19 protein-coding genes are annotated in these 25,467 nt (G+C 35.6%); 10 read left to right on the top strand and 9 right to left on the bottom strand.

Annotated features, from left to right (window positions below; genetic code table 11):
* The first annotated feature begins 66 nt into the window (after nucleotides 1–66).
* Nucleotides 67–303 carry a hypothetical protein gene (locus HMPREF0520_RS00315; RefSeq protein WP_006732512.1) on the top strand — a complete coding sequence of 79 codons (237 nt, stop codon included), beginning with the start codon at nucleotides 67–69 and terminating at the stop codon, nucleotides 301–303.
* Between the two features lie 190 nt (nucleotides 304–493).
* Here the strand turns inward: HMPREF0520_RS00315 and HMPREF0520_RS00310 are convergent, their stop codons facing one another.
* Entirely contained in the window at nucleotides 494–1,996 is a 1,503-nt protein-coding gene (locus HMPREF0520_RS00310; RefSeq protein WP_006731756.1) for an AcpB/EbpR/MafR family transcriptional regulator, read from the bottom strand.
* A 386-nt stretch (nucleotides 1,997–2,382) separates the two neighbouring features.
* On the opposite strand from HMPREF0520_RS00310, the gene HMPREF0520_RS00305 reads away from it, so the two are divergent.
* The 3 genes from HMPREF0520_RS00305 to HMPREF0520_RS00295 all read left to right on the top strand — a co-directional run bounded on the left by HMPREF0520_RS00305 (nucleotide 2,383) and on the right by HMPREF0520_RS00295 (nucleotide 11,819).
* A complete protein-coding gene (locus HMPREF0520_RS00305) occupies nucleotides 2,383–7,062 on the top strand; it encodes a sialoglycan-binding domain-containing protein (protein ID WP_006728897.1) in 4,680 nt (1,559 codons plus the stop codon).
* Nucleotides 7,063–7,090: 28 nt separating this feature from the next.
* Nucleotides 7,091–11,317, top strand: coding sequence for a Rib/alpha-like domain-containing protein (locus HMPREF0520_RS06170; RefSeq protein ID WP_192805638.1), 4,227 nt, complete (start codon nucleotides 7,091–7,093; stop codon nucleotides 11,315–11,317).
* 292 nt (nucleotides 11,318–11,609) lie between these two features.
* Nucleotides 11,610–11,819, top strand: a complete 210-nt coding sequence (locus HMPREF0520_RS00295) for a beta/alpha barrel domain-containing protein (protein WP_006732563.1) — start codon at nucleotides 11,610–11,612, stop codon at nucleotides 11,817–11,819.
* A 271-nt stretch (nucleotides 11,820–12,090) separates the two neighbouring features.
* Here the strand turns inward: HMPREF0520_RS00295 and HMPREF0520_RS00290 are convergent, their stop codons facing one another.
* The 4 genes from HMPREF0520_RS00290 to HMPREF0520_RS00275 all read right to left on the bottom strand — a co-directional run bounded on the left by HMPREF0520_RS00290 (nucleotide 12,091) and on the right by HMPREF0520_RS00275 (nucleotide 15,198).
* Nucleotides 12,091–13,329, bottom strand: a complete 1,239-nt coding sequence (locus HMPREF0520_RS00290) for a type I restriction endonuclease subunit R, EcoR124 family (protein WP_080542446.1) — start codon at nucleotides 13,327–13,329, stop codon at nucleotides 12,091–12,093.
* A gap of 34 nt (nucleotides 13,330–13,363) precedes the next feature.
* Nucleotides 13,364–13,576, bottom strand: coding sequence for a type I restriction enzyme subunit R domain-containing protein (locus HMPREF0520_RS06410; RefSeq protein ID WP_029327250.1), 213 nt, complete (start codon nucleotides 13,574–13,576; stop codon nucleotides 13,364–13,366).
* Nucleotides 13,577–13,579: 3 nt separating this feature from the next.
* Complete coding sequence (locus HMPREF0520_RS06405) at nucleotides 13,580–13,810, bottom strand: hypothetical protein (protein ID WP_006728892.1); 231 nt, start codon at nucleotides 13,808–13,810, stop codon at nucleotides 13,580–13,582.
* A 395-nt stretch (nucleotides 13,811–14,205) separates the two neighbouring features.
* Nucleotides 14,206–15,198 (bottom strand): GMP reductase, encoded by a 993-nt coding sequence (locus HMPREF0520_RS00275; RefSeq protein ID WP_006731873.1) that lies wholly within the window; start codon nucleotides 15,196–15,198, stop codon nucleotides 14,206–14,208.
* Between the two features lie 191 nt (nucleotides 15,199–15,389).
* Here HMPREF0520_RS00275 and HMPREF0520_RS00270 point away from each other — a divergent pair, with 191 nt between their 5' ends.
* From HMPREF0520_RS00270 to HMPREF0520_RS00255, 4 genes are all read left to right on the top strand, one after another.
* Nucleotides 15,390–16,679, top strand: a complete 1,290-nt coding sequence (locus tag HMPREF0520_RS00270) for an adenylosuccinate synthase (protein ID WP_006728890.1) — start codon at nucleotides 15,390–15,392, stop codon at nucleotides 16,677–16,679.
* Nucleotides 16,680–16,682: 3 nt separating this feature from the next.
* A complete protein-coding gene (gene purB / locus HMPREF0520_RS00265) occupies nucleotides 16,683–17,978 on the top strand; it encodes an adenylosuccinate lyase (protein WP_006728889.1) in 1,296 nt (431 codons plus the stop codon).
* 113 nt (nucleotides 17,979–18,091) lie between these two features.
* Nucleotides 18,092–18,751, top strand: coding sequence for an ATP-binding cassette domain-containing protein (locus tag HMPREF0520_RS00260; RefSeq protein WP_006728888.1), 660 nt, complete (start codon nucleotides 18,092–18,094; stop codon nucleotides 18,749–18,751).
* A complete protein-coding gene (locus HMPREF0520_RS00255) occupies nucleotides 18,748–19,503 on the top strand; it encodes a hypothetical protein (protein ID WP_006728887.1) in 756 nt (251 codons plus the stop codon). Before HMPREF0520_RS00260 ends, HMPREF0520_RS00255 begins: the two co-directional genes overlap by 4 nt.
* A gap of 117 nt (nucleotides 19,504–19,620) precedes the next feature.
* Here HMPREF0520_RS00255 and hflX read toward each other — a convergent pair whose 3' ends face one another.
* The 4 genes from hflX to pyrF all read right to left on the bottom strand — a co-directional run bounded on the left by hflX (nucleotide 19,621) and on the right by pyrF (nucleotide 23,026).
* Nucleotides 19,621–20,904: a GTPase HflX gene (hflX, locus tag HMPREF0520_RS00250; protein ID WP_006735513.1), complete on the bottom strand. Its 1,284-nt coding sequence runs from the start codon at nucleotides 20,902–20,904 to the stop codon at nucleotides 19,621–19,623.
* A gap of 33 nt (nucleotides 20,905–20,937) precedes the next feature.
* Nucleotides 20,938–21,588 (bottom strand): histidine phosphatase family protein, encoded by a 651-nt coding sequence (locus tag HMPREF0520_RS00245; RefSeq protein WP_006728885.1) that lies wholly within the window; start codon nucleotides 21,586–21,588, stop codon nucleotides 20,938–20,940.
* A 93-nt stretch (nucleotides 21,589–21,681) separates the two neighbouring features.
* Nucleotides 21,682–22,317, bottom strand: a complete 636-nt coding sequence (gene pyrE / locus HMPREF0520_RS00240; RefSeq protein ID WP_006728884.1) for an orotate phosphoribosyltransferase — start codon at nucleotides 22,315–22,317, stop codon at nucleotides 21,682–21,684.
* 1 nt (nucleotide 22,318) lies between these two features.
* Nucleotides 22,319–23,026: an orotidine-5'-phosphate decarboxylase gene (pyrF, locus tag HMPREF0520_RS00235; protein WP_006728883.1), complete on the bottom strand. Its 708-nt coding sequence runs from the start codon at nucleotides 23,024–23,026 to the stop codon at nucleotides 22,319–22,321.
* Between the two features lie 247 nt (nucleotides 23,027–23,273).
* Between pyrF and HMPREF0520_RS00230 the strand changes: the two genes are divergently transcribed.
* A complete protein-coding gene (locus HMPREF0520_RS00230; RefSeq protein ID WP_010222229.1) occupies nucleotides 23,274–24,515 on the top strand; it encodes an MFS transporter in 1,242 nt (413 codons plus the stop codon).
* 5 nt (nucleotides 24,516–24,520) lie between these two features.
* A complete protein-coding gene (locus HMPREF0520_RS00225; RefSeq protein WP_006728881.1) occupies nucleotides 24,521–25,441 on the top strand; it encodes a dihydroorotate dehydrogenase in 921 nt (306 codons plus the stop codon).
* The last annotated feature ends 26 nt before the right edge of the window (nucleotides 25,442–25,467 follow it).

Below are 25,467 nucleotides of genomic sequence, written 5' to 3'. Positions count from 1 at the left end.
GTCTAAACTCATTACTCTTTACCTGCTATATAAAATGTAGAAAAGCATGGAAGAATGGGATTTTTCATGCTTCAAAGGTTTATATTTTTTCTTCCATTATATCATATTATTGATGAAGCCTACGCATTAACTCCTGACGGACAAAATTCTTTTAAGCAAGAAGCTATTGATCGATTAATTACTTTGTCAGATGAATTAAGAAATGATATCGTTATTATTCTTGATGGGTATTCGCAACCAATGAAAAAAATTTTACAAGCTAATGATTGGCTTTCAGTCGTTTTTCTCTTAATCCTTTACTGAACACCCCTTAAAGGGCCAGCTTTTTTTAGTTGGAATACAGTGATATGAAAAGTCAAAGACTAAGCGTCGCTAATATAAAATAATGAACAATGTAAACCAAAAACAGAGAGAAATGACTTGTTGGTATACAGAAATAAGAGGAGCCCTTTTTGGAAAAACTGTCCCTCTTAGTAAGGAACAGTTTGAGAGGTTATGAATCGGAAGACGGAAAGAGCAATTGATAGATCCATTCAACATCTTGACCAGAAGGATAGCCACTAATATAGCGGGTTTTGATTTGCTTTAGTTCTATGGGTAAAGCAGTCAGTAGTGCGTCCACTTGGTTAGCTTCCAAATGCAAAAGGCTATTAGGCGAATGGATAGATACTAGCTGTATCTTATCGCCAAATAAGAGATTAATTTCATATGCCCAATGTTTACGTTGCAATTGGTTAATGGTATAAAGTCCTAAACGAATGGGTTGGGTAGGTGTTTTGAGTTGACGTAAGGTTTGAGGGAAGATGTGACAATAATACCAAGTTGCTTGTAAGGTACGTGTATCGTTGCAAGGAATGTGCATTTGTTCTTGAAATGTAGTTAAAATCCTTTGCATTTGGGTTAAGAAATGGGGATCAATGCGTTCTAGTTCAGTACCGACAGCTAAACAGTCCTGCTCATGTTGGTAAATTTCTTCTTCAAAAGAGTTAGAATCTGTACCGTGAAAGGTGCAGAGATTATAAGCTGTTAGCAAGAAAAGATCAAGTGCCTCCTCGTCTATTGATGGAATATGAAATGCGTGCATTAAGGAAAGCATATTTGATTTTAAGGTGATAAGTGCCTGATACAAAGTGGGATCGGTTTGAGCACATTGCCACATGTAGTGAGTATCATAACTGGTCTGATGACTGATAATATTAACGAGAAGTTGTTCAACAGCTTCGTTGGAAAAGGTGATGCCCAGTCTAACTTCTAAGTTATGCAGATGATCGTGATTAATTGGATCACTGAGATAACGGCGGCAGGCATCATGGTCGTAAGCTGGGCGAATATCTTCCACTAAGTGCCCCTGACGATAGCGTATCACATTAATGGCAAGAATAATGGGAAGGATGGGATGATCGCTGAAGAAGGCAATGAGTGGGATTTTTTCAGCAATTAAAAGCATTAAATCTTCTATTGCGGATTGACTAACTTGATCAAACGGCCAGTTAGATAAGTTATAGCCAAGGAAGTAATAGTCCGTAAAAAATTGACGAACGATACGTTCAGGACCAGTTATTTGGACAGGATGCGTGGTAATAGATAAGGCAGAATAATGGTTAGTGATAAAATCTTTGAGTTGTGTTAAGTCATGGTACATGACTGAACGACTAATGTATATTTTTTGAGCCAATGCTTTAAATGTATTGATATGTTGTAAAAAGCATTCATTAATGAGTGACATGATGGTTAAATCTTGTTTGAGCATATAGGTGAAAAAAGCCATACTAAGTGGGACAAATGCTTTAAGAGAAATTTGAGTCTTAGTGATAGTGATATTAAAATATTGGTCAAAAAGTTCATTCAACTCGCTAATATCATGTTTCAAAGTGGGATAGGTAATATTAAGATAATCCATCAAGAAATGAATAGAAGGTGGGGAAGTAGGATGATCCAATAAGTAGGCAATTAAGTTCAATTTTCTTTGTATAGATTTCGGCAATAGCTCAAACATTCAAAAGAGCTCCTTTCAAAGTTGAAGGGGTTTGACTTCACTATTATTTACATAAATTAAATAGAAGTCAATGTTAACATGTGTCATTTTTGACAATCTAAGAGAATCTGGAATAAGACAGGGATAGTGATATAAAAAGAAAACGAAGGGGATAGCAACAAATTTGTCCTTTTTTTTTTTTTTGAGAGAATTTAGAGCATATAAAGTATAGATAATACTGGTGAAAAAGAAGAAGATCTGATGTAATAAATAATAGATAAATAAGTCGTGAACAATAATGATTTATAACAAGGTGTATATTAGACAGAGTTACTAAAAATAAATATGTTGCTCTGCCCATTTTTTGTTCATTGACAAACCTATTAATCACCCAGGAGGTTTGATAAATGTTTGGAAAAAACAATAAGAAAATGCGTGATCTGGAACAGCGTGAAAAGGTCACTTATTATGGCATTAGAAAGTTTACAGTAGGTGTTGTATCAGTAGCGATTTCTGCTGCCTTTTTGTTGAGCGGACAAACTAGATATGTGTTAGCGGATGAACAACCGGCTATAGAGTCAAGAAATAACAAGCAGCTTGTTATTTCTAAGCAAGAGCATGCAGATGATGGGGTGAATTCCAAAGCGAATAACACGCAAAGCGTTAGCAAGCAAGCAACTAATACACAACTGGTCACTGGACAAACAGATAAAATTTCATCTGGAGCACAAGTCAAAAAAGCTGCACCTGTTGCGGAAAAGCATTCAGATAAAACGCAATCAGCAAAGGAGCAAACAGATAGTCTTGCCGATAAAACGAAGGCTAATCAATCTGAAAAGGATGAAAAAGGTAGCACCTCAAAAAGGATGACTGAGGCACAACGAAAAGACTTAACCCAAGCAGTACAATCTCTCAAACAGCAAATTGAAGGTTTGAAAACAGAAGATAAAAAAGCTGTGGAAGAGATTGTTGCGGCCTATATAGGGGCACAGGCTGTTTTAAGTGATGTGAATGTGAATCAAACAGTGGGACATGCAGCACTTGAATCACTTAAACGCACGCAAAGTCTAGCGAAACAACTCGTTACTCTCTCGCACTTTCAATCGCGATCAGCACAGACTGGTGACAAATATGATGTGAGTGACATCTTGAATCGAGCAAGTGCACATTTGCGACAAGAACGCTCTATTGGACAAATGCGAGGGAACAGAGAATATAATGAAAAATTATTAGGTTCTTATACTGAATTGGGCGGTGGAGGATCTGGATACGACTTATATACGCAAATCTTTAGAAATAAGCGTAATGGTTTGTTTGGACAAGATCCTAACTTTGACGGTATGAATATTTCTAATGCTGAAAGGGATGTTTGGGCGAGAGTAACCCCTTTAGAAGATGGATCAGGTTATTCTTGGGAGATTAATTTCAATTTAGGAAGAAATGAACATCAACATCCAAAGTATTTTTTCACTGTGCCTAAAAATCAAAAAATTACAAAAGCCACAGTAATTTATCGTGAAAATGATGATAAGTATAAAACTTTTGCCGCTAATGGGGAAAATGCACTGAAAACTATTTTTCGAGATGATATTAAACGCATTGAAGATACTCAAGCAGAATTTTCAGATGACTTGAATAAGACCCCAGGTGATGATGGTAATTTTGCTAGTTTAGTCTATCCCGCTAATAACGGAAAATGGGTTAATCAACGTGAAATTACTGACCCTAAAATGCATCCTGAGTGGAAAGACCGATTAGATCAAGATGCTAAAAGGCGAGATCAATTAATTAGTAAAATCAAAGATAATTCGCAAACCGTATATTTTATTCAACCACATAATGGTAAAAACGGTTATTCAGTTCGATTTGAAACCAAAGGACGACTGGAAAGAGATAAGAATACAAGAAAGTATTATTTGGCAGGATTTAGGTCACAAGAGTACAACACCTATAATCTTACTCTACAAATGTACGGACGCTTGGATTCTGATATTTCAGTAATTGAGAAGTACCCACTTCATGTGCGACGTAATGGACGCTTTTATATCAATCAAGGGAAAGCTATAAACTGTGATAATGTGTATCGTCTAAAAGAAAATGGACAAAAGGTTGATTTTTCTTTTTGGGGTGATATTGATAAAGCTAAAAGAGAAGGTAAATATAAACCAGGAGACTTTGGTAAGTTTTCAGATGCCAAGGGTGAAGACTTAATTGATAGTGGCTACATGGTTCTTAATGGCGGAAAAAATGGACAAGATGCACATAGTGATATTGGTAAACTGGATTTAAATCGCTATCTAGCTGGAGAACATTCAGATTCTTGGAAAGACCCTTCTGGTAAAGCGAAGTGGGGAGAAGGAGATTTAACATGGACAGTTTATGATAATAAAGGACATGAACATTTATTATCAGATGCTAATACACCAGGTGTTAATCACTTTCAATTTAAACGGATGCAAACGGTTAATGGCAAAACAGAGACAGAATTATATAACATTATGTTTGTGATCAAGCCTAAAACGCCAAGTTTATCACAAGAAGAACGTGTAGGCAAACGGTTGCCTTTAAAATTGACAAATGCAGCAGGAACTTATAAAAACTTAGTAGCAAGTAATGGAACTAAAGGGGTGCCAATGGTTCTTTATAAGAATGTTAATGGACGTTTTGAGCCGATGCAAGAAGAGTATAAAGAAACCGTAACAGAAACGACTTATAATGATCAGGGAAAACCGACTACTATAAAGAAACAAGTAACTAAGAAACGTGATCTTCAAGTTTTGGCAAATGACAAAGGGGAAGCAGTTTTTAAAAACATTTTGATTGAAGATGGGGCGACTTATGCTGTTAAAACCGTTGTTTATGAAAAGCAGGAATATATTGATCAAGATGGATCAACTAAGCAAAAGGTCGAATCAGATCTTTCTAATGAACATTTAGCTAAAATCTATACTCCTACGCTAGCAGAAACTGAAAAGACAGCAGTCAATGATGCTGTTAATGTACAAAAGAATGATACAGATAACTTATTAACACCAGAAGAAGCTAATGAGATAAAATCTAAGATTATAAAAAATTTAAAAGGTAAATTTGGTAAAGATTACGATAAAGAAGTTGAAAATGTTCAAGTTATTACTAAAAAAGTGGAACGTAATAAAAATGCGTTTCCAGAAGCTTATGATGCTAATAAGCTCTTAGGGAATCAAGATACTGCAGAAGCAGGAGATGCTTTCATTTGGTATAGAGACGGCGGTGTGGTTAAAATTACACGTGATTTAACCATACGCATGAAACCAGCAGAAGTGAAACCTTTAGAAGGAAATAGTGTGCAAGCTGGTGCAACAAAAATTAAATTGGCCAATTTTTCAACAGGAGCTGAAGGCATTACCTTGTTCGGAAAAGACTATAAACAAAGTCAGCTGAAATTAGAAAATGGAAAGTGGACCATTGATTCAGCTCATAATGCTGCGGGTATTCAATCTGTTGATAAAAATGCGGATGGAACATTAACCGTAACTTTTAATGAATCGCTAAACCAAGGTACAAGGATCATTACGCAAGTGACAGATGGCAAGGATGATAAAAAACCTTTCCGTTCAGAAGTGAAACAAGCAGCAGTTGTGGCTAGAACAGATAAAGCAATTTATCCTAAACAAGTGACAGCTGGAGTTAGCCAATGGAATAAAGATACCAAGAAATTAACCGATGCGGCAAAGAAGAAAGTTATCGCAGACCTTGAACAAAAGATTACAGGACTTAATGGAAATGTTAAAGTCACTATAAACGACGAATTAATATCTCTTGGAGATACTCATTTTATTTCTGTAAATGCTACCTATCCAGATGGCAATAAAGACTCTCGCTCTGTGCAATTAATTCTCACTGATGATGTGCCAGCTAAGGTGACGATGAAGGCAACCGATAACAAGGTGACTGTTCAAAATCAAGTCATTACTGTTCAAGCAAACCAAGCTTTCAGTTTTCAAGCAAGTGCAGTGGATGAACATAGTCATATTGTTCACGATGTACGAACAGAAAATCGCCCTAGTTGGTTGAATAGTAATGAAGGAACTGCTCAAAGCGAATATAATGCAGCAACACATAACCAACGTAATACGAAGGGTTCAGATAAAGTGCCTTACGTGGTAACCTTGTCAGGAACAGCTCCGATGAAGCCTGGTACGCATGTATTTACTGTGAAGACATGGGATGGTGCAAATCCAGAAAACAGTGGCAGTCAGCAGGTAACGTTAAAGGTAGAGGCACGTCCCTTAACAGGGGCAACGCAAACCGTAGAAGTTAATGACACTAATGCATTAAGCAAACTGACGCCGGAATCCTTTGTGCCTCAAAATGTGAAGACTGGTTTGGGAAATGGGGTCACCTACACTTGGAATAATGGAAAAGCACCTACCAACGCTACAATCAATACAACAGGACAGACAGTAGAAATCCAGGCTACTTTTGCAGATCATAGTCCTTCTACTACTATTCAAGGTAAATTGATCGTTCAAGATACAAAACTCGCTCAACTCGATGTGGTTGCGGAAAAAGGAGCCAAGGTTGAGCATGGGACAGCTGTTCAGACAGTCGCTACTAATGTACAAAATTTCCCAGGGAATCCCCCTACTTTGACAACCTATGTGAATGAACCAATGATTGTTCACGTTAAAGTTAAGGATAATTCTAATAAAATTACGGATGCTAAATTAAATGGAAATAGCAGTTTTGTGCAATCTGATGATCGTGAGTATCAAAAAAATAATCGAGCAAAAAAGGGAAGTGCTAAGGATCCGTATACGATTACATTTACAGGAACTCCAACCACCAAGGGAACGAAGAATACTCGAATAGATACTTGGGATGGGGCTAATACGCAGGGCTGGGTTCCTCTTAATATTGTTACAAAAGAACAAGCTGCACAATTCGATGGTCAAGCAGTGAGTGGGGACACCCAACGGGTAGAAGTGAATGCCTCTACTGCTGATCTTAAACCTGAAAACTTTGTGTCAGCTGCTACAAAAGCTCTGTATAAAAAAGCAACAGGTGGGGGTCACTTATACCTTTACGCAAGGAAAGCTAACAAATAATACGGTGACGAGTGGACAGGGACAAGATGTGTCGATTACCGCAACCTTTAGTGATCATTCTACGCGAACGATTACGGGAAAATTAGTGGTATTTGACCAAACTAATCCAACTGCTGACATTACAGTGTCTTCAACTGCTCTAGGACAAGCACCACACATTGAAGATAAAAATGGTGTTAAAGAAGTCCATGTGTATGGAACTGAGGACTTTACGATTAAGGTTCAAGCACATGATAACTCTGGTAAAGTAGCAGAGATTGCTCTTGTTCAAAATGGAAAACCTGGAAGCTATCCGTTCCCTCTGACTTCACAGACTAGTGGAGTGGGATCAAGTGCACAGCCTAAAGTGCTCACTTTAACAGGTGCAACAGGTAAGAATACGAATAATCAATCAGATTCCACCCAATTAAGTGAAGGAGCACAGTGGAATAATCGGGCTATTCAAGTAAAGGATGGATCCAATCATACGACAATTATTAATTTGCGGGTGATCAATCATCAGCAGACTACTAAGTATGACCCACAAGTACAAGCTGTCACTGTGAAAGCATCTGCTAAGGCCTTACCAGAAGCGAAGAGTGCCATCAGTAATGTGAAGTCATTGCCAAATGGAGCACAGTATACATGGGTGAACGGATCGCCTGTGACCCAGTCTGGTAAACGGCAAGTGAAGGTGACTTATCCAGATGGATCAAGCGATACGGTTGATGTTACCGTTACTTATCAAGATGATGTCGCACCAACTATTACTTTTCCTACCTCGCATACTTATGAGGGCGTTGCAGTCACTCATTTCTATCGTGGGGAGCCAGTTGATATTACGATTCATGCCACAGATGCAGACAGCAATATGAAAAAACTGTGGCTAAGTAATGGAGATATGCATCGGACTGAACGACAGATTGGAGAAGATATCAAGGGATTGAATGTTCAATCTCAATTGAATGGCAAAAATGCCAGCTATCACATTACAGGAACAGTCCCAACTGATTTTGCTGACCGCTATACAGTAGGCAATAATCAAGCAGTTGGAGCTAAGAAATTCACGCGTTTATTTAATGCGGAAGATCAAAATGGCAATCAGTCAGTAATTGATAACAGTACCAAGTTTATTTATATTGTTCATGAACGAGCTGAAAAATATAAAGCTAGCTACGGGCAATTGCCAATTACAGTAGGCACCAAGTCAGCTAGTCATTCCTCCATTGAGTTCAAAGATATTAGCAAAGGACGTTTGTTTGCAGGTGAAGTGGCGAATTCTTCATATAAAGCAGTTGAAAAAACAGTCGACAAACCAAATGGTACAACGTTTACTTTAATGAATCCTGTAGATGGAGTTCAAATTGACTCAAAGACTGGTAAGTTGACTTTACAAGGGCAAGCCAAACAAGTGGGTCAAACGATTCCGATTAAGGTGAAGGTAACCTATTCTGATAAGTCGTTTGATATTGTTGATGTGTCAATGAAGATACGAGATGATATTCCTGCAGATGTACAATATGAAGCAGGTAAAGGTAGTCAAGTGAATGGCACAACAGTGACTGTTTATGCAAATGAAGCTTTTGAATTTAAGGCTAATGTGACAGATAACACAGGAATTGTTTATGATGCTGAATATAATGGAGATAATTTATCTTGGCTAAACAATGATAAACAAACTTATCAAGCTAAGTACAAACAAGATACAAATGGAAAGCGGAATACGTTAGGTTCTAAAGAACATCCCTATGTGTTAACTTTTAAAGGTACAGCACCAAATGTTAAAAACACAACGCATCAAGGAAAAATAAGAACTTGGGATTACCAAGATGCTAATTCTGGTGCAGAATCAGGATTTACTTTAGTTGTTAAATCACAAAGTGAAAATTATACAGATCATAGTGATCTCAAGTCAAAATTACAAGGCACTAGCCAAGATGTTGAAGTTAACAACGAACATCCTGTGCAACCTAATGCAGAGCAGTCAGTATCACAAGCCACTAAAGAAATGTTGAAAGACAAGGGCGTAACTTACAGTTGGAAAACTAACCATGTACCAGATACGCGAACAGTGGGAGAAAAAACTGGAATTGTAGTAGTTACTTTTAAAGATGGATCAACTTTAGACATTTCCAATGCAAAAGTAAATGTAAAAGACACTGTAAAACCTGTAATCACTAGGTGGAGTATTAGTTCTGATTGGAAAGGCGAACAACCAAAAATTGAGGACAAAAATGGTGTTAAAGAAATTCATGTTTATGGGACTGAAAATTTCACGTTAACAGTTAGAGCGACAGATAATTCGGGCCTTGTCCAATCAATTGGTGTTGTGCATAATGGAAAAGCAGGAACATTAGGATTTACCACTAAGGATACGTTAACTGGTACGGGAACTACGGCAGATCCTAAACAACTGACTATGATCGGAGCAACTGGACCAAATATTAAAGATAAAGATGGCTACAGTAATCGTACCTTTAAAGTAACTGATGCAGCTGGAAACTCAGTTGAACAACAATTTAAGATAGTAGTGCATCAACAAACAACTAAATATGAAGCTACAGTTGCTGCAGGTGCTATCGAAAAAGATTATGGTGCAACTTTAACGGAAGAGGAAATTAAGGCTAAGGTATCAGTGCCTCAATATCCTCAAGGAAAGACAGCCTATCGAGTTAGTCTTGCTGGTCAGCTACCAAGCACCATTTCCGCTGGTAATCATCAAGTTGCTGTACAAGTTACTTATCCAGATGGTTCAACTGATATCGTACAAGTACCAGTAAGCATAAAAGCACAACCGCAAAAAGATGCTTATGAACTGACCTATGCTCCCGAACAAGTGGAACCAGGGAAGTCATTGACAACGCAAGTGCCAACATTGAAAAAAGGTAATGAAACAATTGCAAGTCAGACAGGAATTGTAACAAGCTATTCAATTGCAGAAGATCTCAAAACAAAAGGATATTCAGTAACGAATGAAGGACGATTAACAATTCCAGCGAGTGAAAGTGCAACTAAAGTGGGACAAAAGCTGGCTATTGCTGTACAAGTTACCTATCATGATGGCACAACAGAAAAAACGATTGCTCAAGTAAGTGTAACGTCACCAAATAAGATTGATCGAACGAATGATAAGAATGCACCTATTCCAAGTGGGTATCTAAGAGTTACGCTACAAGCCGGAGAAGGAACTATCTATCAAGGGGACGCACAAGCAAAAACATATGATGTGAAAGTCAATACAGCACTAGAATCCGCAGATTATCCTCAGGTAAAGTCACAAGATAATTACCGACCATATCAATGGAGTGTTGCCGCAGGCACAGTGATTACGGAAACAATGGATCCAGATAAAAATAATCAAGTAACGATTGAATCTAAAGCAACACTGAAGACAGCAGTAACAATTGAGCCAAGATATGGAACAGAAAAAGGAACAATTGGAGAAACGATAATAATAGGCTCTCCAACCTTCTATAAAGAGAACAATGGACAAGTTACGACAGATGTAGCTCAAGGTTTAGATCGACGTATGCAGTATACATTGGATAAAGCCAATGACCATGTCACAATAGATGCATCGACAGGGGTAATCCACTATACGCCAATAGCAAGCGAGTTGAACGGAAAAGATGAAAAAACAGTGACGATACCAGTGACAGTCACATATGATGATCGTTCTATAGATAAGGTTAACGTGACTGTGACGATCAAACGTGCAACGAGTGCAGAGCCAACGGTTTCAACAGTTCATACGCAAAGCAAGGAAATCAGCGGAACAGGTGTTGACGGATCGACAGTGAAAGTGACCATTCCAGGAGTAGATCAACCGATCGAAACGACAGTAGCCAATGGCAAATGGAGTGTGAATGTCCCAACCGGCAAGAAGTTAACCGCAGGCGAAAAGATTCAAGTGACCCAAACGGAACCGAATAAGAAACCAAAGGTCAAGACGGTTAAAGTTGTTGGTGTTATCTATCGACATGGTGATCCATTAGTCAATGAAAAACCAATGTTGAATTATCAAACGGAAAATCCTGACTATACAGTGCCAAATGGAGAAGACCCACTCGGTATTCACCAAACAAGTCAACAAAAACAAACCACTGACAATCTATCTCAATTAGAAGCTAACCAGAGGGTAAAAGCTGCTTCAAGGAAGAAAGTCCTACCAAATACTGGGAGTCATTCGAGCCAGACATGGGGAGGATGGATTCTCACGCTTGGTGGACTCATCACCTTACTCGCTGGCAAAAAACGCAAGAAGGAAGATGAATAGATTTATCAGATCTTGTTTAATGACAAAATGAAAACCAAAGCCCCGCTGAGTATATTCAGCGGGGCTTGGCTTTTTGTTGTAAACAGAGCGAATGAACCACCAGTTAAAAATAATTGAGCCCGCAAAACGGTCAAATAAGAAAATTGAAATCACTCAAAAAGACTAGCCTATCTGACTTTCCTGTTTTCAGAAAATTTTGCTGAATGTTTCTACTTTTTTAGATTGTTACTTAATTTCGTCGATGACTTACTATAAAATAAAAAAATATGAAGTAGAGGTAGAGACTCTTGAAATGGTTAAAGAAGCTATACATGGCCAAGCAGATATTATTATGTTGGATAATATGTCGCATGAGGCTATGGCAGAAGCTTTAAAATGGATTGATGGACGGGCGATTGTTGAAGCATCGGGCAATTTTACGTTAGATAATATTAGTGAACATAAAGATTTACCGTTTGATTATATTTCTAGTGGGGAAATTACTCATTCTGGAGATGTTTAGATTTATCAATGAAACATTTACAGGTTATATAAATAAATGAGAATAGTGAGCATATCAGGCTTTAGTTATGTAGAAAGTCTGAAGGAAAAGGGCGAAGAAAAAACTTCGCCCCTTTTTTAATGTAAAGGATAGTAAAAACAAAAACTGCATAAAAAGGAGTTTTCAGTAAGGGGGGGTAAAAGAAAACTGGCTGAAAGCCTTTAAGCGGGAACGTAAGAAATAACGACCATACAAGAGTATAAATGCTCCTATATGGTCGTTTTCTTATCATTTACTCAGCATCTTTCTTTGTCCCATGAGTTGCGGAATCTTCTGCAACCATAAGAACAGACTGTTGAGTCATCGCATCTGCATAATTAAAAAACTTTGGCTTTTCAGTAGTGAATGAACCTCCAACCCCGAAGAACTTCTCAAAGAATAATTTCAGTTTGTCGATGACACCTTGTTTCTTAACGGCTCTGTTTCTGCCACCAAAACGAGATACAGGAGGCATAAGCTTATCAATATCCGTTCCGGCAGTCTTAATTTCACCGTCACGGAATGCATTCTCAAGGAATTTTCTTGTTTCAGGTTCTTTCAGCTTTTCTTCTTTGATAATCTGAACAAGTTCCTCTTCACGCTTTTCAGCTACATAATCATGCCATTCTTTCATAACATCTTCGACATCATTTATTCCTGCAATAAAGTTTTCAATGAGTTCTTTCTTACTACGAAGCTCTGGACTGGCATCAATAGCCTTGGTGATGGTAATAAGCATTTCATTATCCTCGCAATGTGTATCGTGATATTTCTTAACGAGCATAAGGATATAGTCAATATTGATTTCTATCTGCTTGATGAGTTCTACCTCAAAGACGATATCATCGATGATGTCTGTGCTTTCACCTTGCTCACGTTTGCGTTTCCATTCGTCATGAAGATCTTGGTATCTGCTAAGATAATCTCGCAGATCATACTCTGTAATAAGCTCTTTGCCTACAAATTCATCAAATGAAGATAACAGATTACGCATCCGAAGAATTGCACCAAAAAGAGAGATAAAGTCTTTCTGATTCTGTTCTCCAACAATCTGTGGTTCTGACAGTGGAAACTTTTCTTTGAGTTCTTCCATCATATCTGCATAACCAGGCATCTGCTTTCCATCAATACCTTCATAGCCATAATAGTAATCTTTAAAGCCCTTCATCAGGACAATACCACCTGCATTTTTATCACCAAAAAGTGAAATAGCAGTATCAACACGTTTCTGAAGATTTCTAAAGCAGACAATGTTACCAAATGTCTTAATCGAGTTAAGGATTCTGTTTGTTCTTGAAAATGCTTGAATGAGTCCGTGCATCTTAAGATTTTTATCTACCCACAGTGTGTTTAGCGTGGTAGCATCAAAGCCCGTAAGAAACATATTGACTACGATGAGCAAATCGAGTTCTTTATTCTTCATACGAAGGGAAACGTCCTTATAATAGTTCTGGAATTTGTCGCTATCTGTAGAGTAGTTCGTATGGAACATTTCATTGTAATCTTTGATAGCACCTTCCAAGAAATCACGAGAAGGTGCTATCAAGTGCTGATGCATCCTCAGAGTTTTCCTCATCAAGGATACCATCAGATTCTTCCTCATTAGCTCCATAACTGAAGATAGTCGCAATACGCAGTTTTTTTGTAGGATCTTTTGCCATTTGCTTTTTGAATTCTTCATAATACAATTTTGCCATCGGAACAGAGGCGACGGCAAAGATAGAGTTAAATCCACTCACACGCTATTTTTTCTTAATTTCTTCCACAGCACCTCTGTCGGAAGAAACAACCTTTGCCACATTCATAAGAGTATTGTAGGCATAGGTCTTATAGCCACGATAGGTCTTCTGGTCAAAATGTTCAAGGATATATTTTGTTACAAGCTTGATTCTTTGCGGAGCCATCATTGCCTTTTCACGATTGATATCCCAGACCATCTCGTCATCTATATCTTCATCCTTTGTATCAACCATTCTTCTTCCTCCAACTTTATCATTCAGATATTTATCTTCTATATTGCTATAATCGATATAATGTTCTTTGAAAATCTTCCTGTATAAAAAAACAGTTTGTTCTTATTTGCTTTATTTCTTCTGAAAATATCATTGCATTTCCTTTATAGATTTCCAAAATATAGCAAAAATATAGCATAAATTGATAAATTTTTCTACCATCCAGTCATAGAGGCAGCTTTTCAAAGATACATACGAAGCAATTATTAACGAGGATATTATAAAACAAATCTGTGATGGAAAATCATTTAGGAAGTACATAATTTTAAGTAACGTAAAAACGGCATAGCCGATGGTTACGACGATGCCGAATTTTTACAAGATTGTAAATCTTTTATTGAGTTGTGATCTCTTTTTTATTTGTCACCATTCATAATTGATGACTTCACAATTACATAATCAACTACACGGATGGAATGGAGATCCTTACCTCCAGCGTAGGAAATAGCAGATTGCAAATCTTCTTGCATTTCCTTAAGAGTGTCTTTAATTGAACCACGATATGGAACAAGTAATTGTTTTCCTTCAACATTGTTATAGGCACCTTTTTGTACTGCAGATGCTGAACCCCAATATTGTTTATATGTTTTATTATCAATAGTAATAATATTACCAGGTGATTCGAGATGACCTGCAAATAAGGAACCAATCATTACCATTGATGCTCCAAAACGAACTGACTTAGCAATATCACCATTGTGTCTAATTCCACCGTCAGCAATTAATGGCTTTCTGGCAGCTTTTGAACACATCCTTAATGCTGCTAATTGCCATCCTCCTGTGCCAAAGCCGGTTTTTAATTTCGTAATGCATGCACGACCTGGTCCAATACCAACTTTAGTTGCATCAGCACCTGCATTTTCTAATTCTCGAACTGCTTCAGGAGTAGCAATATTACCTGCAGTTAGGAAAGATTCAGGTAATTTTTCTTTGATATATTTAATCATCTTGATCACATAGTCAGAGTGTCCGTGTGCTACGTCTATTGTGATATATTCTGGAACTAATTTTTCGTTAGCTAGTTGATCAATAAATTTATATTCTTCATCTTTAATACCAACAGAAATTGAAGCAAAGAGACCTTTATCATGCATCATTTTGATAAAATCAGCTCTTTTTTCTGGTTGGAAACGATGCATTACATAGTAATAGTCATTTTCAGCAAGCCACACAGCTAAAGGTTCATTAATAACACTTTCCATATTGGCTGGTACCACTGGTAGTTTAAAAGTTCGCTTTCCGAATTTTATAGAGGTATCTGCCTCTTTTCTACTTTTGATGATACATTTATTAGGAACTAATTGGATATCATCATAATCAAAAGCTTCCATACTAAAATAATTACTCAATCTGATTACCTCGCTATATTTTTTATCACAAGAGCTAATATACGTATATTTACTTAAAAAGTCAACCATTATATGAACAATGCTGAAAAATATATTGATAAATGTTCGTTAAAGTTAATTGACTAATGGTATTTATACTGTTACACTTGATTCTGGTTTGTGATTTAATATATTTTATGAGGTGAAATTAAATGACAGTAGTTGCAGTTGTAGGTAGTCAATGGGGAGACGAAGGTAAAGGTAAGATGACTGACTATTTAAGTCAATCAGCTGATATGACAGTTCGCTCTAATGGTGGTAACAATGCAGGACACACCATTGCTTTTGGTGGTAAAACTTTTAAAATGCGTTTAATACCTTCTGGTATTTTTGAAGCTAAAAAAGAAACGGTTATTGGTAATGGAGTAGTAATTAATCCAGAAGTTTTATTGGATGAAATAAAATATCTTGAAGATAATGGTATCAACACGGATAAATTAGCAATTTCCAATCGTGCACATATTGTTATGCCATATGATATTTTACAAGATGTTTACCAAGAAGAAGCTAAAGGAGCTAACAAAGTTGGTACTACTAAAAATGGTATTGGACCTACATATATGGACAAAGCTTCCAGAATTGGAATTAGAATGTGTGACTTACTTGAAAAGGATACATTCGAAGAAAAATTACGCTTTAATTTGAATGAAAAAAATGCATTGTTTGTCAATGTATATGGTAAAGAAGCACTAAAATTTGAAGATATTTTTGAAAAATATTGGAAATTGGGACAAGAACTTAAAAAGTATGTGACTGATACTTCTGTTATTGTTAATGATGCTATCGACAATGATGATAAAGTGCTATTTGAAGGTGCACAAGGTGTTATGCTTGATATTGATCAAGGAACATATCCATTTGTTACATCATCAAATACAGTGACAGGTGGAATAGCTACTGGTATTGGTATTGGACCTTCTAAAGTTGATACTGTTATTGGTATTTGTAAGGCATACACTACTCGTGTTGGTGCAGGTCCTTTCCCTACAGAATTGTTAGATGAGACTGGCAATTATATTCGTGAAACTGGTCATGAATATGGCACAGTGACTGGACGTCCCCGTCGTGTAGGTTGGTTCGATTCTGTTGCATTGCGTCATTCTAAACGTGTAGCAGGTATTGATGCATTAAGCTTAAACCTATTGGATGTCTTTTCTGGTTTAAAGACCGTAAAAATAGCAGTAGCTTATGAATTAGATGGTCAAAAAATAGATTATTATCCTGCTAGTTTGAAAGAACTCGAAAGATGTAAACCAATTTATGAAGAATTACCTGGTTGGGATGAGGATATTACTAAAGTAACTAAATTAGAAGATTTGCCAGAAAATGCTCGTCATTTCTTGTCACGCGTCAGTGAGTTGGTTGGTGTACCTTTAGTGACTGTTTCTGTAGGTCCTGATCGTGAACAAACTATTGTTTTAAAGAATCCATGGGAAATGTAAATAATGCTGGATAGATACACTCGCCCAGAAATGGGCAAAATTTGGACAGATGAAAATCGTTATGCTGCTTGGCTAAAAGTTGAAATTGCTGCAACTAATGCATGGAGTGAACTAGGCGAGGTTCCAGTTGCAGATGCACAAAAGATTGCTAAAAAAGCTAGTTTTACCGCTGAACGTGTAGCTGAAATTGAAGCAATTACTCATCATGATGTAGTTGCCTTTACTAGAGCTGTTTCAGAAAGCTTAGGTGAAGAGAGAAAATGGGTGCATTTTGGACTTACTTCCACAGATGTTGTAGATACAGCACAAGGCGTGTTACTTAAAGAAGCAAATGATATTTTGCGTTCTGATTTAGCTCATCTTAAAAATACGATTGCCAAAAAAGCACTTAAATATAAAGATACTGTCATGATGGGAAGAACTCATGGTGTCCATGCAGAGCCAACCACTTTTGGCTTAAAATTAGGACGTTGGTATGCAGAAATTATACGTGATATTGATCGTTTTGAACATGCAGCAGCTGGAGTAGAATCAGGTAAAATTTCTGGAGCAGTTGGTACTTTTGCTAATGTGCCACCCGAGGTAGAAACAAGTGTTTTACATCAATTAGGTCTTAACCAACAACCGATTACTAGTCAAGTTTTACCACGAGACTTACATGCAGAATATTTGGCAATGTTGGCTTTAATTGCTACTAGTATTGAAAATTGGGCTACAGAAATTAGGTCTTTACAGAGATCTGAAATACATGAAGTAGAAGAGCATTTTAGAGCAGGACAAAAGGGTTCCTCGGCAATGCCTCATAAGCGGAATCCGATTGGATCAGAAAATTTATGTGGTATGGCACGTGTAATTAGAGGACACATGCTAACAGCATACGAAAATGTTTCTTTATGGCATGAACGTGATATTTCACATTCTTCAGCTGAAAGAATAATTTTACCTGATACAACTATTGCAATTGATTATATGTTGAATAGATTTGATAAAATTTTGGAAAATTTGGATGTTTTCCCCGAAACCATGTTGAAAAATATGGATAGAACATATGGATTAATTTATTCTCAGCGACTACTATTAAAGCTGATTGATGAAGCAGGACTATCACGTGAAAAGGCATATGATATGGTTCAAAAGTTAACAGCTAGATCATGGAATGAGCAAATTCAATTTAGACAATTAGTTGATGAAAGTGAAATAACTAAATATCTTTCTAAATCAGATATTGATGATGCTTTTGATTATCATTATCATTTAAAGCATGTTGATGATATTTTTAAAAAATTAGGCATACTGTAATTATTTGATGATATGGATATTTTTAATGAAATTTAAAAGGCTAGGATCAGTTGATATTAGCCTTTTTATATTATTTTTCTATTGACTGATAGTCGTTTTAAAAGGAGGTATATATGTTATTAAAAAATATAACTGTAAAATATGGGAGAAAAGTAGCCTTAGATAATATCTCTCTTACGTTACGCAATGATGGTAAGATAGTTGGAATTTTAGGAGATAATGGTTCTGGTAAGACAACATTAGTAAATCTTATTTTAAAAAATATAAATAAATTCAAAGGCCAACGTGAAATTGAGGGTAGCTTTTCATATATGCCTGATAGATATTTCTTATATGAAAGTATGACTATTAAAGAGTCTATTGACTTATTTAAGTCTGTATATTCAGATTTTGATGAACAAAGAATGTATAAAATTTTACAAAAGTTTTCTATATCTCCACAGTTAAAGCTTCATGATTGCTCTAAGGGAATGCATGAGCAAGTGCATTTGGCACTGGTTTTTTCAAGAAATACCGACTTTTATGTATTAGATGAACCTTTGTCAGCAACTGATCCCATTAAAAGACGATATTTTATGGATATAATTCAAAATTATCGTAGAAAGAATAGTACTGTTTTAATGGTTACTCATTTAATACGAGATTTAGGTGATATGCTTGAGGACGTGATTTTTATTAAAGATGGACATATACTCTCACATAATTCAAGGGCTGAAATATTAGCAGTTGATAAAACTCTTGAAGATGCATATATTAGAAGGATAGGACAATGAGCAGATATTTACTAATTAGATTAAAAAAAATCAGTTTGATGTTTTTATTTCCAATTGTAGTTGAATTGGGCATTTTGATTTATGAAAATGTGGTAAAGAAAGAAAAAGCTAACATATCAATGTATAATGGACTATGGTATGTCGCTACTGTAGCCATCATAGTATTTGTTACAGTTTATCAAATCATTAAAAATTATTATCTGGGTCATGATTCGCTTTGGCAAATTTTTCCATATTCCAAAGAAGGACTAGAGTTTATTGACATCTTCTTTTACATATTGGGTACTATTATTTATGGCTGTACTTACCAATATGCCCAAGCTACGGCATCTAATCAAAAGTTTTATATCAGTATGTATATTCCTGAAAAATTGGTATCTTTAATAGCTTTCTATCTTTTGATTATGGCGATGTGTGTATTATTCAAAAATGTACAATGTCCTAAGATAGGAGAAGGTTGCATTATTATAAGTAGTCTAATTATCATCATTAGTCAAATTTCTATATTTTGGAAATTAAATCAAAAAGTAGTTAATCATTTTCTTCTGGGAGTGTCTGATGCTTGCGAAACAAAGCATTTAATATATATCAATACTTTGCCTTACGTGTTTTTTGGTGTTACAAAACGTCAAATTGCCACATTAATTAATACTAGTTATTTATTAAATGGTTGTCTTATAATTTTGTGTTTGCTTTTTATTTTAATATCTATAAAATTCAGAAGGATGAATTATATAGATTTGGTAGGTTAAAAATAATGATTGATTCTATTGATGAATCTAAATAAATTTAATAAAAAGCTGTACCAATGATTAAAGCGTATAAAAAAATGCTATCCTAATTTTTATAGGGTAGCATTTTTTATGTAATTATTTACTTTTATAGTTATATTTAGCAAATTTGTCAGCAATCTTTTTACAGATTTTTGTTTTGATATAAATACCATTATCTTGATATTTTTCTTCAATTACTTGCCCGTGTGTATGTAAATAGTTAAGCTTATCTCCCATTTGGAGCGGTAAGAATAATTCTACAACTTGTAAATTGGAGAAAATTTTCTTTTGAATTAATTTAGCTAACAATCTAATTGATTCGGGATCTTTAGCACTATATAGAATGTTGCCATTACCTTCTATTTGAGGATATGACCGGTCAGTTTTATCTACTTTATTAAATGCTGTAATAATAGGTACATCACCAATTTGCAATTCATCTAATACCTTGGTAGTGGTTTGGATCATTTGCAAGATATTAGGATCACTAGCATCAACCACATTAATAATTAAATCTGCATCTCTTACTTCTTGTAAAGTAGCTTTGAATGATTCAATTAAATTATGGGGTAGATTAGAAACAAAACCAACAGTATCCGATATAATAAAACTTAGTTTGTTTTCGAGATCGATTCTTCTAACATGTGTGTCTAGAGTAGCAAAAAGCATGTCTTTAGTAAAAACTTGCTTTTTATCAGCACTCTTAGAATATTCATTTAAGAGGTTATTCAAAGTAGTAGATTTACCAGAGTTTGTATATCCTACTAAGGCAACTTGTGGTAAGAAAGAATTGTTTCGCTGAGTAGCTTTAATTATTTCTTGCTGATTAATCTTTTTCAAATCTTTTTTGATATTGCTTATTTGTTGTTGGATGGTTCTTCTATTTAATTCTAGCTTAGTTTCACCTGCTCCACGATTGTTAAAGCCACCTCCAGAACCTCGCTGCTGATCTAGCCGATTTTCTGATGGATGTAATCGAGGTAGCTCATATTGCAATCTTGCTAGTTGTACTTGTAATTTTGCTTGTTTGGTTCGTACACGATTAGAAAATATTTCCAGAATTAACTCCGTCCGATCCAGAATAGATAATTTCGTCATTTTTTCTAAATTGCGTATTTGTGTTGGTGTTAATTCGTCATTAATTATAATGACTGTAGCATGCAATTCCTTGGCTAGATGTTTAATTTCATTAATTTTTCCTAGACCAAAGTAGGTACCAGTAACAATTGTTTCTAAATTCTGCCAAGATCTACCTACTACTTCCATTTGGTTGGCTTCTGCTAATTTTGCTAATTCATCCATATAATAATTAAAGTTGCTATTATTGAGATTGACGCCAGCTAGGAAAACCTTTCTTTTTGACGGAATAGTATTTATCAAATCATCACCTGCTTTATGTGTTATAGTTAGCGATTATAATTCTAATTTGTTATAATCAGTAATTTTTATCTCTTTGTCATTAATTTTCATAATAGTGATTGAACCGTTTTGAGGTCCATGTAGCAAATTGTATTTTCCTTTTGCAAATCGATTGACGATACTTCTAATGGTGAAGCCGTGAGTAACTAATAATATGTTTTTAACATCATCTAGTTGATTTAACAAAGAGAATCCTTGATTTAGACGTTGCCAATATTCACTAGCACTTTCTGCATCGTGATATGGATCAGCTTCTTTCATATAATCCTTGACAGTATCTAAATCTATTGCGGATAGTAGTTTTTCGCGAGTTGGGTAACCATGTGGACCACCAATCATTCGGTAGGCTTCATCAGAATTCATTCCTTCGAAATAGCCATAAAACTGTTCTCTAAAGAATGGAGATGAGATATGTTGTAATTCATGACGATTACAATTTTCGCTGATGATATAATCACAAGTGTCATAAGCACGTTTTAAGTCGCTGGAGAATGCTATATCAAAGGGGATATCTTTTAAAACTACACCAGTATTTTCAGCTTCTTTAATTCCTTGATTAGTTAGAGGTGTGTCACACCAACCTTGCATTTTATCATATCGGTTAATAAAAGTTTGACCATGGCGAACAAGATAAATTGTTTTCATAATTGCCTCCTAAAAATAGTTACTATGTTAATTTTATACCAAATATTAGATAAAAAAACATACGCAATTATGCAACTGGTGAAATATATGCTTTTAATTGAATTGTTTACCCCAAGCCCATGGATCATCGTGCCAGTTTTTTAATAGCATATATTCTTTATCGGTGACATGACCTGTTTCTTTTTCTTGTTTTAATAATTCTGGATAAGATAGTAGTGGGGCAAATGGAATATTTATTTTAGCAAAATTCTCTTTTGCGTCTGGTAGATAGTATGTAAAAATTGAACTGACACCAATAACGTCAGCTCCACTCTTTTGAGCTGCTTTGACTGCATTAATTACTGAACCACCAGTTGTAATTAAATCATCAATTAAAACAATTTTATCTTGAGCTGTAAATAACCCTTCAATTTGACGCCCTTTTCCGTGATCTTTTGGCTTTGGTCTTACATAAATCATTGGTAAACCTAATTTTTGGGCAACAATAGCAGCATGAGGAATACCAGCTGTAGCTACACCACCAATTACTGTAACTTGAGGATATTTTTCTTTAATTAATGTTGCTAAATCATCACAAATCATATTCCATAATTTTGGATAGGAAATAGTTAAACGAAAATCCGTATAGATTGGAGAAAGCATCCCACTAGCATAAGTGAAAGGCTTATCAGGTGAAATAGTAACAATTTTATTTTGAATTAAACTTTGAATAATTTCTTTAGTATACATATTAATTGAACTCCTTTACAATTTTTTGATATGCTGCTTGGGGATCTTTAGCTAGAGTAATTGGTCGACCCACTACAATTGCACTCGAACCAAATGCTTTAGCTTGAGCTGGTGTAGCAATGCGAGATTGATCAAATTTTTGATCTGTTGCTGGTCTTATACCTGGTGTGACATATAAAAAGTCTTCGCCTACTTCAGCTCTTAGTTTTTCTACTTCTAAGGGGGAGCAAATTACACCATCAGCTCCATATTTTTTAGCCATTTTTGCTAGACTAATGACTTGATCTTTCATTGTTAACTTGCAATTTTGTTCATTAGCTAAAGAATCATCAGAAATAGAAGTTAGTTCTGTAACTGCTAGTAATTTAGGAAGACTTTTTCCTTTAGGAGTACCTGCAATTAATCCTTCATGGGCTTTTTTAATCATTTCACTACCACCTAATGCATGGATAGTTGTGTATTGAATTCCTAATTTGGCAATTTGTTTCATACCATTGTATACAGTGTTAGGAATGTCGTGTAATTTTAAATCTAAAAAAATACTATATCCTTTAGCTACTAGTTCTTTTACTGGTTCTGTACCGAATTGATAAAAAAGCTCCATGCCAATTTTTACGGTAATATCTTTTGGATCACCTAGTTTACTCAATAGTCGGTCCAAACTTGGCTTATCTTCTACATCTAGAGCTACAATTACAGGTTTATTCATAATTATCTCCTTAAACAAAAAGGGTCTATATCCGTGCAGAGAGCAACCAGATATAGACTCCAGATTTAGTTTACATCAATGAGGAAACTTGCGGTCTCTCTGTACCGTTTAAAGTCATCGATGTGAGTTTAACATGATCTAGCTAAAAAAGCAAATAAAAAAAATACTTGTTTTTTTGCTGAAAAAATGTAACAATAAACTCGAAAATAAAAGGATGACTGTGAGCATTCATTTTTGGAGGTTAAATATGAATAATATATCGAAGTACACCCAGGAACTAACTAGGGATCAGAAGCTTGTAATATCATCAACAGCTTCAGGTTTCGCATTGGAAAACATGGATGTACTTTTTTTATCATTTGCAATGAGTTCTATGATTAAAGATTTACATCTTTCTGGTGGAGCTGCTGGGTTAATTTCATCAATTACTACTTTGGGTATGCTATTAGGTGGTATCATTTTTGGAATTTTAGGTGATAAGATCGGGCGTGTTAAGACATTTAGTCATACAGTAGTTATTTTTGCTATTGCTACTGGACTAATGGCTTTTACTAATGATATTAATCACATTTATATGCTGAGATTTTTAGCTGGGATTGGAGCTGGCGGAGAATATGGTGTAGGTATTGCCTTAATTGCAGAAAACTTTAGTCATGATCGTATTGGAAAAATGACTTCTATTGCTGCTATTGGTGGTCAAATTGGGGCAGTGATGGCAGCAGTTGTGGCAGCAGTGATTATTCCAACTTTGGGCTGGCACAAATTATTTTTAGTCGGTGTACTTCCTGTAATTTTAACTTATTTTATTAGAAAACATTTACATGAAAGCAAGCAATTCATCGAAGCAAAAAAGCATGCTAAGGGATCTTTCTTTTTTGAAGTAATCAAGAAAATGTTTTCGACACCAAGGTTAATGTGGCAATCGATTGGTCTTACTATCATGATGATTGTTCAAATTTCAGGATATTTTGGATTAATGAATTGGTTGCCGACAATTGTGCAGAAACAAATGCATTTGAGTGTATCAGGTTCTAGCTTGTGGATGGTTTCAACGATCATTGGTATGAGTATTGGAATGATGACTTTTGGTGCTATCTTTGATTATTTTGGACCACGTCGTGCATTTACGATCTTCTTATTAGGTTCAGGTGTGATGGTCTATATGCTTATTCTGGCACATAATATGTTTGCCTTGATTATTATTGGAGCGATAGTGGGATTCTTTTCTAATGGTATGTTTGGTGGATATGGAGCCGTAATTAGTTGCTTGTATCCAACAGAAATTCGTTCTACCGCTAATAATATTATTGTTAATGTTGGTCGTGCAATTGGTGGCTTTTCATCAGTGGTGATTGGAATTTTAATGGACTATTATAATTTAATGGTTGTGATGGGCTTTTTATCAGCATTATATCTTTTAAGCTTTATCATTATGATTAGCTTGCCAGGTTTAAAAGAGTTAGGTTTGAAGAAAGTAAAGAAGGCGTAAGAGATATGAGTAAACTAAATGTTAAATTACCAGGTTTGAATTTGAAAAATCCAATTATGCCAGCTAGTGGAACTTTTGGTTTTGGGGATGTACCTCAAGCAAAAAAGTATGATTTAAATGAAATGGGAGCTATGGTTTTTAAAACAACAACTTTGCATGCTAGAATTGGTAATCCACAGCCGCAAATTGCGGTCATGAAAAATGGGGTTCTTAATTCAGTAGGATTAACCAATCCAGGTGTTGATAAAGTTATTAGTGATAAAATTGCTCCTTTTAAAGAACAATATCCACAATTGCCATTGATTGCTAGTGTAGGTGGATCACAGATTAGTGATTATATAACTATTGCTAAAAAATTAAGTGATTCTGGTTTGCTAAATGCATTGGAAATTAATGTTTCTTGTCCAAATGTTGCTGCTGGAGGCATGCATTTGGGAACTGATCCTGTTGTTGTTGAAAAACTAACTTCAGAAATAAAAAAAGTAGTTAATATTCCAGTTTATATTAAGTTAACGCCAAATGTTACCAATATTGTTGAAATAGCTCAAGCTGCTGAACGTGGAGGAGCCGATGGTCTTTCGATGATTAATACTTTATTAGGATTGGGTATTGATATTAAAACTCATAAGGCAACTTTAGGTAATGGCTTTGGTGGCTGGTCTGGATCGGCAATTAAACCAGTGGCTGTGAGAATGGTAGCTCAAGTGCATCAAGCAGTTAAATTACCAATCATTGGTATGGGCGGGATCGAAACTGCAGAAGATATCGTTGAGTTTATGTTAGCTGGTGCCAGTGCTGTTGCAGTGGGAACAGCACATTTTAAAGATGGATTAGCTATTCCTCATTTAGTGGCTGATTTGGAAACTTTGTTAAATGAGCTTAAAGTAGACGATATAAATGAATTGATTGGACAATATAAATTTTAATTTTATAATATATTAGGTACATTATA

The sequence above is a fragment of the Lactobacillus iners DSM 13335 genome, assembly GCF_000160875.1.
Classification (GTDB): Bacteria; Bacillota; Bacilli; order Lactobacillales; family Lactobacillaceae; genus Lactobacillus; species Lactobacillus iners.
This window is presented reverse-complemented; position numbering and strand designations above follow the sequence as displayed.